General features: G+C 71.6%; 15 protein-coding genes. 10 read left to right on the plus strand and 5 right to left on the minus strand.

Annotated elements, in window-relative coordinates; all coding sequences use genetic code 11:
- Positions 1-30 precede the first annotated feature (30 nt).
- The gene (locus tag FHS39_RS11885; protein WP_184349233.1) at positions 31-288 is read right to left on the minus strand and encodes a hypothetical protein; all 258 of its coding nucleotides are present in this window, start codon (positions 286-288) and stop codon (positions 31-33) included.
- A 608-nt stretch (positions 289-896) separates the two neighbouring features.
- Positions 897-1073, minus strand: coding sequence for a hypothetical protein (locus FHS39_RS11890; protein ID WP_221462685.1), 177 nt, complete (start codon positions 1071-1073; stop codon positions 897-899).
- Between the two features lie 298 nt (positions 1074-1371).
- Between FHS39_RS11890 and FHS39_RS11895 the strand changes: the two genes are divergently transcribed.
- The 10 genes from FHS39_RS11895 (at position 1372) to FHS39_RS11940 (ending at position 9648) form a co-directional block, all read left to right on the plus strand.
- On the plus strand, positions 1372-1671 hold the full coding sequence (locus tag FHS39_RS11895) for a type II toxin-antitoxin system Phd/YefM family antitoxin (RefSeq protein WP_184349234.1): 300 nt from the start codon (positions 1372-1374) through the stop codon (positions 1669-1671).
- A gap of 233 nt (positions 1672-1904) precedes the next feature.
- Complete coding sequence (locus FHS39_RS11900; RefSeq protein ID WP_184349235.1) at positions 1905-2207, plus strand: urease subunit gamma; 303 nt, start codon at positions 1905-1907, stop codon at positions 2205-2207.
- A 14-nt stretch (positions 2208-2221) separates the two neighbouring features.
- A complete protein-coding gene (locus FHS39_RS11905) occupies positions 2222-2533 on the plus strand; it encodes an urease subunit beta (protein WP_184349236.1) in 312 nt (103 codons plus the stop codon).
- Entirely contained in the window at positions 2526-4247 is a 1722-nt protein-coding gene (locus tag FHS39_RS11910) for an urease subunit alpha (RefSeq protein WP_184349237.1), read from the plus strand. The genes FHS39_RS11905 and FHS39_RS11910 overlap by 8 nt, the downstream gene beginning before the upstream one ends.
- Positions 4247-4927, plus strand: a complete 681-nt coding sequence (locus FHS39_RS11915) for an urease accessory protein UreF (protein ID WP_184349238.1) — start codon at positions 4247-4249, stop codon at positions 4925-4927. Before FHS39_RS11910 ends, FHS39_RS11915 begins: the two co-directional genes overlap by 1 nt.
- Positions 4928-4948: 21 nt before the next feature.
- A complete protein-coding gene (ureG, locus tag FHS39_RS11920) occupies positions 4949-5659 on the plus strand; it encodes an urease accessory protein UreG (RefSeq protein WP_184349239.1) in 711 nt (236 codons plus the stop codon).
- Entirely contained in the window at positions 5656-6450 is a 795-nt protein-coding gene (locus FHS39_RS11925; protein WP_184349240.1) for an urease accessory protein UreD, read from the plus strand. Before ureG ends, FHS39_RS11925 begins: the two co-directional genes overlap by 4 nt.
- Before the next feature lie 172 nt (positions 6451-6622).
- Positions 6623-8215 carry an alpha/beta hydrolase gene (locus FHS39_RS11930; protein WP_343069526.1) on the plus strand — a complete coding sequence of 531 codons (1593 nt, stop codon included), beginning with the start codon at positions 6623-6625 and terminating at the stop codon, positions 8213-8215.
- 162 nt (positions 8216-8377) lie between these two features.
- A complete protein-coding gene (locus tag FHS39_RS11935; protein WP_184349242.1) occupies positions 8378-9223 on the plus strand; it encodes a hypothetical protein in 846 nt (281 codons plus the stop codon).
- A 32-nt stretch (positions 9224-9255) separates the two neighbouring features.
- Positions 9256-9648 carry an SSI family serine proteinase inhibitor gene (locus tag FHS39_RS11940; protein ID WP_184349243.1) on the plus strand — a complete coding sequence of 131 codons (393 nt, stop codon included), beginning with the start codon at positions 9256-9258 and terminating at the stop codon, positions 9646-9648.
- Between the two features lie 45 nt (positions 9649-9693).
- Here FHS39_RS11940 and FHS39_RS11945 read toward each other — a convergent pair whose 3' ends face one another.
- The 3 genes from FHS39_RS11945 to FHS39_RS11955 form a co-directional block, all read right to left on the minus strand.
- Positions 9694-9852, minus strand: coding sequence for a hypothetical protein (locus FHS39_RS11945; protein ID WP_184349244.1), 159 nt, complete (start codon positions 9850-9852; stop codon positions 9694-9696).
- Between the two features lie 128 nt (positions 9853-9980).
- Positions 9981-10934 carry a cytochrome c oxidase assembly protein gene (locus FHS39_RS11950; RefSeq protein ID WP_184349245.1) on the minus strand — a complete coding sequence of 318 codons (954 nt, stop codon included), beginning with the start codon at positions 10932-10934 and terminating at the stop codon, positions 9981-9983.
- 102 nt (positions 10935-11036) lie between these two features.
- Positions 11037-12062, minus strand: coding sequence for a 6-phosphofructokinase (locus tag FHS39_RS11955; RefSeq protein ID WP_184349246.1), 1026 nt, complete (start codon positions 12060-12062; stop codon positions 11037-11039).
- Position 12063: the final 1 nt, after the last annotated feature.

A 12063-nucleotide genomic window follows, 5' to 3' on the forward strand; every position in this document is an offset into this window, starting at 1 on the left:
AAGCCCAGAAGACCTCCTACTCACCCCGCGTCAGGCCCCAGCCCCCTGCCCCAGTGAGCGCTCTGCCGAGGTGCTGTCGGGCACGGTCACGCGTCGGCGTCGCCGGGTGTGACGGCGCGCAGGGGAGCAGCGGCCGGTGTCGTCGAGCTGGGCGAGCTCGCGCTCGAAGCCCATCAGCAGCGCGAGCCGGTCCTCCGACGCCTTCGCGCGCTCGGCGAGATGCTCGTTCAGCTTCGTGCGGGTGCGAGACCCCGAGCCGGAGAGAGTCTGGTCGAAGAGCCGGGCCACCGAGTCCAGGACATCAGCGGCGGACTGGTGAGCAGCGTCAGCAGGATCGGGTGGCGCCGGTTCGCTCGCTCGGCAGGACGGACAGGTCGAGGGTGTCGGCGTCCAGCCCGAGCAGGAACCGCAGCCTACCCACCTCGCTCTTCACGCTCGCCGGTAACGCCCGAACCAGTCCGGTCACCAGCCAGTGCAAGTGCGCGACGACCGCAGCTTCGGGTCCACGGCCAGCAGGCCGTCCAGACCACTGGTCCGCTCGCCGGTCAGCATATGCGCAAGCCGGACAGCAGGAACTCCTCCAGCGCCTTTCACTCCGGCGACTTCGCCGCCCGCCACCCCAGGGCTGCGCGACTTCGCCGAGGTGCTGCGCCGCTCCCGCTTCGCCTCCGCCGCGTCAGCCGCCGCCCTGCGGGGTGAGATCGACGCATGGTGCGCGCTCCCGGCGCATCAGCGCCTGGCCCTCTCGTCAGGCCCCTCCCGGGGTGCCAGGATTCCGGGCCATGAGCACTCGGCGAGCGCAGCGTATGGCGGATCACTGGTGGTGGCGGCCCGGGTGGAGGGAGAGCCTGCCGCCGCTCGTCTTCGTATTCGCCGACACCACGGCCGCGAAGGGCCTACCCGGCACCCGCCCGGCGACGACCCCGGCCCCGCGGCGGGTCGCCGATCATGGTGACGGTCTTGCCGGGCTCGACCCAGCCCATGTGGGCGGCGTGGTAGCCGGTGAGGTGAACGTTCCTCAGTGCGAGCAGCGACGGCAGGCGTGCCGTGTCGACGTCCGCGGGGATCTTCACCAGGATGCCGTCCGCACCCGGTCGGTCAGCCCGGCCAGGTCGTCGGAGGCGTGCAGCCACAGCCGGGCGGTGTTCGCGGTGTCGGGGACGATGAGTGTCTGGTCGGCGCCGACCGTGCGGGCCGGCGCGGTCGCCGTGTGCTGCAGCTGCTCCGCTGCGGGTAGCGGGTCGTCTCACCTCGTCTCACACATCTCTCACAAACGAGAGCGCACAAGCGCACGCAAGAACCTCTGACCTGGACCTTCGCTGTCGCCACGGACCACGGCGGACCAGGTGGACATTGCCTAGGCTAGGGAGCATGACCTACGAGATTCCTGTGACGCAAGCCCGGGCCGAGCTGGCGGACCTGATCAACCGCGTCGTCTATGGCGGGGAGCGGGTGGTCGTCACCCGCCACGGGAAGCCGCTGGTCGCCCTGGTGTCCGCCGCCGACCTGCAGCGACTGGAGGAGAGTGCGGCGGGCGAGGAGGCGGCGGACGAGCCGGTGATCACCACGGTGTCCGCGGTGCGCCCGATGTCCTCGTCCGCGCCTGGCGAACACCGCCGCTTCGGCATCGCGGCCGAGCACCGAGACCCCGGACGGCCGTCGCGCCCCTGACGCCCGGCGGGCGGCCGCGCGCCCTGCCGGCCGCTCCGTCGCCGGCCGCTCCGTCCCGCCCCGGGAGCTCTGGCTATGACAGCGCAAAGAGTCAGTTAACGCGTTGGAAAAGGTTGCGCTCTAATCTGCAATCACTGGCCACCCGGTGAAGAACCCCAGGTCAACCCTGTGTTGAACTCTGGTTAGGTTCCCGCTGCGTTCAGGCTGCAAGGGACGACAGTGAGGTGGGACGCATGCAACTGACCCCGCATGAGCAGGAACGTCTGCTCCTTCACGTGGCCGCCGACGTCGCCGAGAAGCGCCGGGCCCGGGGGGTGCTCCTCAACCACCCCGAAGCGGTGGCCTTGATCACCACCCACATCCTCGAAGGCGCCCGCGACGGCCGCACCGTGGCCGAGCTGATGTCCTCCGGCCGCAAGGTGCTCACCCGTGACGAGGTCATGGAGGGCATCCCCGAGATGATCCACGACGTCCAGGTCGAGGCCACCTTCCCGGACGGGACCAAGCTCGTCACCGTCCACGAGCCCATCGTCTGACGAGGGATACGCCGATGATTCCCGGAGAGATACTGCATGCGCCGGAGCCGGTACGGCTCAATGAGGGCCTGCACCGCACCCGGATGACCGTCCTCAACGCCGCAGACCGGCCCGTTCAGGTCGGATCCCACTACCACTTCGCCGAGGCCAACCCCGGCCTGGACTTCGACCGCGGCGCCGCGCACGGCAAGCGCCTGGACATCGCCGCCGGCACGGCCGTGCGCTTCGAGCCGGGCATCCCCGTCGAGGTCGACCTCGTGCCGATCGGCGGCAAGCGCATCGTCGAGGGCCTGCGCGGCGAGTGCGGGGGCCCGCTCGATGTCTGAGCTCAGCCGGGCCGCCTACGCCGACCTCTACGGCCCGACCGCCGGTGACCGGATCCGGCTCGCCGACACCGACCTCGTCGTCGAGATCGAGGAGGACCGCTGCGGCGGCCCCGGACACGCCGGGGACGAGGCGGTCTTCGGCGGCGGCAAAGTCATCCGCGAATCCATGGGCCAGTCCCGCGCCACCCGCGCCGAGGGCGCCCCCGACACCGTCATCACCGGCGCCGTCGTCCTCGACCACTGGGGCATCGTCAAGGCCGACGTCGGCCTGCGCGACGGCCGGATCACCGGCATCGGCAAGGCGGGCAACCCGGACACCATGGACGGGGTCCACCCCGACCTCGTCATCGGCCCGGAGACCGAGGTCATCGCGGGCAACGGCAAGATCCTCACCGCCGGTGCCATCGACGCCCACGTCCACTTCATCTGCCCCCAGGCCGCCGACGAGGCCCTCGCCTCCGGCATCACCACCCTGCTCGGCGGCGGCACCGGCCCCGCCGAGGGCAGCAAGGCCACCACCATCACCCCCGGCTCCTGGCACCTCGCCCGGATGTTCGAGGCGATGGAGGTGTACCCCCTCAACATCGGCCTGCTCGGCAAGGGCAACACCACCTCGTACGACTCCATGCGCGCCCAGCTGCGCGCGGGCGCCGTCGGCTTCAAGATCCACGAGGACTGGGGGGCCACCCCCGCGGCGATCGACGCCTGCCTCGCCGTCTGCGAGGAGAGCGGCGCCCAGCTCGCCATCCACACCGACACCCTCAACGAGGCGGGCTTCGTCGCCGACACCCTCGCCGCCATCGCCGGACGCTCGATCCACGCCTACCACACCGAGGGTGCGGGCGGCGGCCATGCGCCCGACATCATCACCGTCGTCTCCGAAGCCAACGTCCTGCCCAGCTCCACCAACCCCACCCGGCCGCACACCGTCAACACCGTCGAGGAACACCTCGACATGCTGATGGTCTGCCACCACCTCAACCCGGGCGTCCCCGAGGACCTCGCCTTCGCCGAGTCCCGCATCAGGCCCGGCACCATCGCGGCCGAGGACGTCCTGCACGACCTCGGCGCGATCTCCATCATCTCCTCCGACTCCCAGGCCATGGGCCGCATCGGCGAGGTGGTCCTGCGCACCTGGCAGACCGCGCACGTGATGAAGAAGCGCCGCGGCGCCCTGCCGGGCGACGGCCCGGCCGACAACCTCCGGGCCCGCCGGTACGTCGCGAAATACACCATCAACCCGGCCGTGGCCCAGGGTCTGGACCACGAGATCGGCTCCGTCGAGACCGGCAAGCTCGCCGACCTCGTGCTGTGGGAACCGGCCTTCTTCGGTGTCCGGCCGCAGCTGGTCATCAAGGGCGGCCAGATCGCCTACGCGCAGATGGGCGACGCCAACGCCTCCATCCCCACCCCGCAACCCGTCCTGCCCCGCCCCATGTTCGGCGCGATCGGCCGCGCACCCGCCGCCAACTCCCTCAACTTCGTCACCCAGTGGGCCATGGACGACGGACTGCCCGAGCGCCTCGGCCTCGGCAAGCGCTTCACCCTGATCCGCTCCACCCGCTCGGTCACCAAGGCCGACATGCGCAACAACGACGCCCGTCCGCGCGTGGAGGTGGACCCGGACACGTTCACGGTGACCGTGGACGGGGAGACGATCGAGCCGCAGCCCGCCGTGGAACTGCCCATGGCCCAGCGCTACTTCCTCTTCTGATGGGCGCCGGACACGCAGCGCTCCTCGTCCTCGCCGACGGCCGGTTCCCCGCCGGAGGGCACGCGCACTCCGGCGGGGCCGAGGCGGCCGTCAAGGCCGGGCGGGTGACGGACGCGGCGTCCCTGGAGGACTTCTGCCGGGGGCGGCTGCACACCGCCGGGCTGAGCGCCGCCGCGCTCGCGGCCGCGGCGGCCGCCGGGGTCGACCCGCTCGCCCTCGACGACGCCGCCGACGCCCGTACCCCCTCGCCCGCACTGCGGGCCACGGCCCGGCGGCTCGGCCGCCAGATGACCCGGGCCGCCCGCGCCGCCTGGCCCTCACCCGAACTCGACGCGCTCGCCGCCGCCCGGCCGCGCGGCGCGCACCAGCCCGTCGTCCTCGGACTGACCGCGCGTGCCGCCGGGCTCGGCCCGCTCGACGCCGCGCACGCGGCCGCCTACGAGGCCGTGAGCGGCCCGGCCACCGCGGTGGTACGGCTGCTGGGCCTCGACCCGTTCGACGCCACCGCGGTGCTGGCCCGCCTCGCGCCCGAGCTCGACCACGTCGCCGAGCGGGCGGCCGAGGCCGCACGGCGGGCCGTGCACGAGGGCCCCGACGCCCTCCCCGCGTGCTCGGCACCGCTGCTCGACATCACGGCGGAACAGCACGCGGCGTGGCCGGTGCGGCTCTTCGCCTCGTAAGCCCCGACCCCCGGAGGGACCATGCACCTCGACCACCCCGACGTCTACCCCCATCGGCACACCTACAGTGCCGCATCCCCCCTGCGCCCCGACGGACGGCGGCGGGCCCTGCGGATCGGGCTCGGCGGGCCCGTCGGGTCGGGGAAGACCGCGACCGTCGCCGCCCTGTGCCGGTCGCTGCGCGAAGAGCTGTCCATCGCCGTCATCACCAACGACATCTACACCCGCGAGGACGCCGAATTCCTGCTGCGCAACGCCGTGTTGCCGCCCGAGCGGATCACCGCCGTGGAGACCGGCGCCTGCCCGCACACGGCCATCCGCGACGACATCTCCGCCAACCTCGAAGCCGTCGAGGACCTGGAGGCTGTGTTTTCTTCCTCGAGCGTCGGCCCGCTCGACCTCATCCTCGTCGAATCCGGCGGCGACAACCTCACCGCCACCTTCTCCAAGGGCCTCGTCGACGCGCAGATATTCGTGATCGACGTCGCGGGCGGCGACGACATCCCGCGCAAGGGCGGACCCGGCGTCACCACCGCCGACCTGCTGGTCGTCAACAAGACCGACCTTGCCCCCTATGTCGGCGCCGACCTTGAGGGCATGGCCCGCGACGCCGAGGCCCAGCGCGGCGACCTGCCTGTGGCCTTCACCTCCCTCACCGCCGAGGACGGCGTGGCACCGGTGCGCGACTGGGTGCGCGGGCAGCTCGCCGCGTGGACCACCCCCGCCGCATGACCACCCTCCTCGACCTGCCCGCCCCCGCCGGCCTGCACGCCGCCGCGCGGATCGTCGCCGCCCCCGGCGCGGGCGGCCGCACTGTCCTGCCCGTCCTCGAAGGCGACGGCCCCTTCGCCCTGCGCCGCCTGCGCTCCCACGCCGGAGCGGCGCACGTCTGCCTGGTCGGCGCGATGAGCGCCCCGCTCGGCGGCGACCGGCTCGCCCTCACCGCGGTCGTGGAGGACACCGCCGCCCTGCGCTTCACCACCACCGCCGCGACCCTCGCCCTGCCGGGCCGCACGGGAGCGCCCGCCGCCTACGACGTACGGCTGGCCGTCGGCGAGGACGCCACCCTGCACTGGCTGCCCGAGCCGCTGATCTCGGCCCGCGGCAGCGACCTGGCCCAGACCGTCCGGGTCGACCTCGCCGCGAGCGCCCGCCTCGTCCTGCGCGAGGAGCAGGTGCTGGGCCGCGCGGGCGAGCCCACCGGGCGCCTCACCACCCGCCTGACCGTGCGCCGCGCCGGCCGTCTCCTCTTCGACCAGGAGCTGGCGTTCGGTCCGCGGGTGCCGGGCTGGGACGGGGGAGCGGTGCTGGGCGGCCACCGCGCGGTCGGCCAACTGCTCGTCGTCGACCCTGCCTTCGCCGCCCGTCCCGCCGAGCCCCGGTTGCTGGGCCCGACGGCCGCCGTCGCCCCCCTCGCCGGCCCCGCAGCAGTGGTGAGCGCGGTGGCACCGGACGCGCTGGCCCTGCGAAAGCTCCTGGATTCGGCGGCGTCCCGGCTGAATGCCGTATTGCAGCCGGTTTAGCGGCAGTTGAGGCAAACGACGGTACTCGTACCTATGCGCGTGTCGTCATCTTTACGGATTAGTAAAGAACGCCCTTACACCCTGTCCTTTGTGGCAAGGGAGACGAAAGGATTCCCCGCAGACCACGTGATCACCGCCGTTGAGGCGGCACATGCAGCAGGGGGATTCCCACGTGAGACCTACAGCGATATTCGGTGCGGCCGGCACCGTGGTGACGGGCGCGCTCGTCGCCGGGTTCCTGGCCGCGCCGGTGGCCGACGCCGCGCAGCGGGTGCCGGGCGGCGCCGCCGAGGCGAAGGGGGCGCAGATCGCCGCCGACCGGGCCGCCAAGGCGGGCATCAAGTGGCAGGACTGTCCCGCCGACTGGGCCCTGGAGAAGCCGATCGAGTGCGGCTACGTCACGGTTCCGGTCGACTACGCCAAGCCCAACGGCCGCAAGATCAAGATTGCCGTGGACCGGGCGCGCTCCACCGGCACCGCGGCCGAGCGCCAGGGTGCGCTCGTCTACAACCCCGGCGGCCCCGGCGGCTCCGGCATGAGGTTCCCGAAGCGGATCACGACCAAGAGCCCGCTGTGGACCAAGACGTCCAAGGCGTACGACTTCGTCGGCTTCGACCCGCGCGGTGTGGGCCACTCCGCCCCCATCTCCTGCATCGACCCGCAGGAGTTCGTCAAGGCCCCCAAGGCCGACCCGGTGCCGGGCAGCGAGGCCGACAAGCGCGCCCAGCGCAAGCTCGCCAAGGAGTACGCCGACGGCTGCGCCGAGCGCAGCGGCTACCTCCTGCCGTACATGACGACGCCCAACACCGTCCGGGACATCGACGTCATCCGTGCCGCCCTCGGTGAGAAGAAGCTCAACTACCTGGGCGTCTCCTACGGCACCTACATCGGCGCCGTCTACGGCACCCTCTTCCCGACCCACGTCCGCCGCCTGATCGTGGACAGCGTCGTCAACCCGGCGCAGTCCAACATCTGGTACCAGGCCAACCTCGAGCAGGACATCGCCTTCGAGGGCCGCTTCAAGGACTGGGAGAGCTGGGTCGCCAAGCACGACTCGGTGTTCCACCTCGGCACCACCCAGGCCAAGGTCCAGCAGGGCTGGGAGAAGCTCCGCGCCTCCGCCAAGCGGAAGCCCATCGGCGGGCTCGTCGGCCCGGCCGAGCTGATCGGCTGGTTCCAGAAGGCCGCGTACTACGACTCCTCCTGGGTCCCGGTCGCCGACACCTGGAGCAAGTACCTCGCCGGTGACGAGAAGCCGCTGGTCGAGGCCGCCGGCCCGAACATGGCCGACAAGGCCGGCAACATCGCCTCGGAGAACGGCAACGCCGTCTACACCGCGGTCGAGTGCGCCGACGCCAAGTGGCCCACCAGCTGGGCGAAGTGGGACCGGGACAACACCCGCATCGACAAGCAGGCCCCGTTCATGACGTGGTCCAACGCCTGGATGAACCTGCCCTGCGCCACCTGGAAGGCCCCGCAGCAGACGCCCGTCGAGGTCACCACGCACAAGGGTCTGCCCAAGACCCTCATCGTGCAGTCCACCCGTGACGCCGCGACCCCCTACGCGGGCGCCGTCGAGCTGCACAAGCGCTTCCGCGGCTCGGAGCTGATCACCGAGCAGGGCGCCGGTTCCCACGGCGTCACCGGTCTGGTCAACCCCTGCATCAACGAGAAGGTCGACGCCTACCTGCTCACCGGCAAGACCGACGGCTCGGACGTGACGTGCGCCGCGCACGCCACCCCGGAGCCGCCGAAGGCCGGCTGACGCCACCCGCACGGCCGTATCACCCGCCCCGCCCCCGTCCGCAGCGACGGGGGCGGGGCGGACCGCTATCCGGGTGAGTACGCATTCCCTTGTGCGAATATCGTCGTTGACCCAAGTAACCCGTTGTGCCCCTCGGGGCGTCTGCCGGTGAAAGGGTCCGCCATGCATTCCGTGCGTCGTCTGGTCCGACAGTATGTGCTCGCCCCGGGTGCCGCCGCGGTCACCCTCTCGGGCTCGTTCTTCGCCCCCGCCGCACACGCCGCCGAGGCCTGGCGGCCCGGCATTCCCGACTGCGTAGGCGTGGAGGGCGGCCACGACAATCCGAGCCTCGGCCTGACCAACAGGGAATGGGTCCTCGCCGAGAACGGCCGGCTCGGCTACGACAGGTACGCCACCTGCCGGTTCGTCATCGAGCACCGCTCGTCGTACGTGAACCTGCACGACAAGAGCACATCGGACACCTTCGGCGCCTGTGACGGGCCGAAATGGGGCCTGGAGCTCAAGACCCTGGGGGCGTCCACCAAGTCGAGCGCGGAATCGCACGGCAGGTCGGTCACGGACCTGATCACCGCGAGCATCGCGAATGGGGTGAGCATCGCCCTCAGCGGCACCAGAACCCGCGACGAGAGCACCACCTGGAGCGACACCGTGGGGGAGGAGGACAACTTCAAGATCGACGTCCCCGCCGGGAAGCGGGTCTACCTGCAGACCGCTCCCTGGTTCCGCAGGAGCGCCGGATACCTGCAGATGACGTACTGGAGGGACACCCCCGGCCGCAGGAGCCGCGTCGAGAACATCGACCTCATCACGCACACACCGCTCTTCAAGGCCGACGGATCGCTGCGCCTGGACCACCAGACCAAGTGGCTGCCCTGCCCCTCGCGGCACTCGGAAGACCGCCCGGAAGATCCGCCGAAAGACCCCCCGAGCGACCCCCCGAAAGACCCCCCGAGCGCCCCCCCGAGCGACCCTCCGAAGACCAAGACCAAGACCAAGACCAAGACCTGAGGCCGCGCCGCCCCGCCGAGGAGACCCCACCCATGTCCGTACGCGCCACCGCTGCCGCCGCCACGGCTGCCACCACCCTCCTCGCGCTGCCGCTGACCCCCGCGACGGCCGACGAACGGGACGGAGGCAGGCTCCTGCTCACCGTCTCCGGCTCCCGGAACACCTGGATCCGAGGGGTGCGGCTGGAGTGCCCGGCGCCGAAGGGACACCATCCGCACGGCGCCGAGGCGTGCGCGAGCCTGAAGGCGGCCCACGGCCGCCCGGAGGGGCTCACCGCCGACCGGAGCAGGGCCTGCACCCAGGAGGAGGACCCGGTCACGGCCACCGCCGACGGCGACTGGGAGGGCAGCCGGATCGCCTGGCGGAAGGTCTTCCCCAACGCCTGCGTCCTCGACGCCGAGACCGGCCCGGTCTTCCGTTTCTGAGCCTTCTGAGCCTTCTGGGCCATTCGAGCCTGCGGGCTCCGGGGCTCAGGTCCTGCGCGCCGCCAGCGTCCCTATGGTCATCAGGCCCAGCACCACCCACGTGAACCACAGCCACCCGTCGCTGCCGATCGTCACCGAGTAGGCGGTCACCAGGATCAGACCGGCCATGGTCAGCCAGAACATCGTCTTCGCCGTTGCGGGCACCGGGCACCTCCTCACGGCGGTCCGCTGCGGCGTCGGGGCGTACGCGGGGGCGTACAAACGCGCGGACCGCGGCCAGGAGACCATGGTCTCCCCACCGCGGTCCGTACCGCCATACCCGTGCCGTGCGGCTACTGTTCCCGCGCCCGGAGCGAGGCCAGATACGCGTTGTAGGCCGCCAGCTCCTTGTCGCCGTCCCGGTCGGCCGTGCGGTCCGAGCGCTTCGCCTGCCGCTGGTCGGAGCGGTACCACTGGTAGACCAGGGCGATCAGCACCACGACCGAGGGGATCTCGCTGAAGGCCCAGGCGATGCCGCCCGCCGCCGTCTGGTCGGACAGGGCGTCGATGCCCAGCGAGGCCGGCGGGTGCATGTACGTGCCGATCATCGGCTGGGTCGCCATCATCAGCGCGATGCCGAAGAACGCGTGGAACGGCATGCCCGCGAACAGCTCCAGCATCCGCATCACGTAGCCCGGCCGGTGCGGGCCGGGGTCCACGCCCATGATCGGCCAGAAGAACACCAGGCCGACGGCGAGGAAGTGGACCATCATCGCGATGTGGCCGGTCTTCGTCTCCATCAGGAAGTCGAAGAGCGGGCTGAAGTACAGCGCGTAGAGGCTCGCGATGAAGAGCGGGATCGTGAACGCCGGGTGCGTGATGATGCGCATGTAGCGGCTGTGCAGCAGGGCGACCAGCCACTCGCGCGGTCCCCTGCGGCCCCGGCCCGCCGCCGGCAGCGCGCGCAGCGTCAGCGTCACCGGCGCGCCGAGCAGGAGCAGGATGGGGGAGAGCATGCTGATAACCATGTGCTGCACCATGTGCACGCTGAACATGACCATGCCGTAGTCGTTGAGCTTGGTGCACATCACCAGCGCCACGGTCAGCACACCCAGGACGAAGGCCACCACCCGGCCCCACGGCCACGCGTCACCGCGCCGCCGCAGCCGCACCACGCCCCAGCCGTACAGCGCCAGCCCCAGCAGACAGCCGATCATGAAGAACGGTTCGCCGCTGAACTGCAGACCGCGCCCCAGCGTGAACGGCGGCATGTCCATGTGCATCATGCCGTGCCCGCTGTGATCCATCCGCTCTCTCCCATTTCGCACCAATGCGCCGGGACCAGACTAGAGCCGCCCCCGGCCGGAGCTCCGGCCGGGGGCGGACCCGGAGACGAGGGGGATCTCAGCTCACAACACGCACTCCGCCTCGGAGTAGCGCTCCCACGGCACCGTCTTGAGCTCCTCGACGGCCCGGGCCAGCGGCACCAGCGTGATCTCCGTGCCGCGCAGCGCCGTCATCATGCCGAACGCGCCCGCGTGCACCGCCTCCACCGCGTGCCAGCCGAAGCGGGTGGCCAGCACCCGGTCGTACGCGGTGGGCGTACCGCCCCGCTGCACATGGCCGAGGATCACCGGACGGGCCTCCTTGCCCAGGCGCCGCTCCAGCTCCCCGGCGAGCTGCCGGGCGACGCCGGCGAACCGCTCGTGCCCGTAGACGTCGGTGGCGCCGGTCTCGAACGCCATCGAGCCCTCGCGCGGCTTGGCTCCCTCGGCCACCACGACGATCGCGAACCGCTTGCCCGCCGCGAAGCGCCTGCCGACCGTCTCGGCCAGCTCCTCGATGTCGAAGGGCCGCTCGGGGACGACGATGGCGTGGGCCCCGGCGGCCATGCCCGAGTGCAGGGCGATCCACCCGGTGTGGCGGCCCATGACCTCGACGATCAGCACCCGCTGATGGGATTCGGCGGTGGTCTTCAGCCGGTCCAGGGCGTCGGTCGCCACCCCGACCGCCGTATCGAACCCGAAGGTGACGTCGGTGGCCGCTATGTCGTTGTCGATGGTCTTGGGCACGCCTACGACGGGCAGTCCGGCGTCGGACAGCAGCCGGGCCGCCTTGAGGGTGCCTTCACCGCCGATGGGTATCACGGCGTCCAGGCCGAGCTCCGCCACATGGGCCTTGGCGCGCTCCACGCCGTCGCGCAGCTGCGCGGGCTGCACCCGGGACGAGCCGAGGACGGTGCCGCCGGTGGCCAGGATGCCGGCCACGGCCTCCAGGTCCAGCGGGCGGTGGTCGCCCTCCAACAGGCCGCGCCAGCCGTCGTGGAAGCCGATGACCTCGTCGCCGTGGTCGACGACCGCACGGTGCACGACGGACCGGATGACGGCGTTGAGTCCGGGGCAGTCGCCGCCGGAGGTGAGCACACCGATGCGCATG

This window comes from Streptomyces olivoverticillatus (assembly GCF_014203555.1).
Taxonomy (GTDB): Bacteria; Actinomycetota; Actinomycetes; order Streptomycetales; family Streptomycetaceae; genus Streptomyces; species Streptomyces olivoverticillatus.